Here is a 1,162-nt window from a genome sequence, read left to right on the forward strand (position 1 = left end):
GTGACGCGGGCTGTGCCGCGGACCACGATCCAGTGCTCGGCACGATGATGGTGCTTCTGCAGCGACAGCCGCCCGCCCGGCTTCACCACGATGCGCTTGACCTGATGGCGCTCGCCATTGTCGACCGACTGGTAGCTGCCCCAGGGCCGATGCACCTTGAGATGCTCCTCGGTGACCTTCGGCGCGACCGCCTTCAGTTTCGTGACCAGCCGCTTCAGCCCGTTGGCATCCTTCTGGCGCGAGACCAGCACCGCGTCCGCGGTCGCAACCACGATGAGATCGTCGACGCCTTCGAGTGCGACCAGCGCGGCATCGGTGGTGACGTTGCAGTTGCGGGAATCCTCGAACACCGCACTGCCATGCGAAGCATTGCCTTGCGCGTCCTTGTCCGACAATTCCCACACCGCGTGCCAGGAGCCGACGTCGGACCAGCCGCACGACACCGGCACCACCGCGGCGCGCGCGGTCTTCTCCATCACCGCATAGTCGATCGAGATCGCCTTGGCCGCGCCGAACGCCTCCGGCTCCAGCGTCACGAAGCCGAGATCGCGGCCGGCGTTACTGACAGCATTGGAGATCGCCTCCACGCTCGCCGCGTCGACCTTGCGGTATTCGTCAAGCAACACAGTGGCGGGGAACATGAAGTTGCCGCTGTTCCAGAGATAGCCGGAATTGACGTAGTCGGCCGCCTTCACCGCATCCGGCTTCTCGACGAAGCGCGCGACCGCGTGCACCTCGCCGGAGATGACCTCCCCCGGGCTGATATAGCCGTATTCGGTCGCCGGCCGTTCCGGCTTGACGCCGAACGTCACGATGCGCCCGGCGCTCGCGGCGGTGAGGCCCTGGCGGCACGCCGCGACGAAGGCGGCATTGTCCTGCACCACGTGGTCGGCGGCGAGCGCGAGCACGATCGCCTCACTCGAGCGGTTCTGCGCGAACACCGCGCCGGCTGCGATCGCAGGGCCGGAATCGCGCCGCATCGGCTCGAGGATCACGTCGGCCTCGATGCCGATTTCCGCGAGCTGCTCCAGCACCATGAAGCGATAGGACGCATTGGTGATGACGATCGGGCGATCGAACAGCGGGGCCTCCGAGACGCGCAACAGCGTGTCCTGGAAGGTCGAGCGCGTGCCGAACAACGGCAGGAACTGCTTGGGGCGCA

The 1,162-nt window shown here is 66.7% G+C and carries 1 protein-coding gene; it reads right to left on the minus strand.

Annotated elements, in window-relative coordinates; translation table 11 throughout:
- Window positions 1-1,162: mannose-1-phosphate guanylyltransferase/mannose-6-phosphate isomerase (locus AC0L2F_RS35665; protein ID WP_473251513.1), on the minus strand; the 1,162-nt coding region annotated here is incomplete at both ends.

The organism is Bradyrhizobium sp. Ken64 (assembly GCF_055807555.1).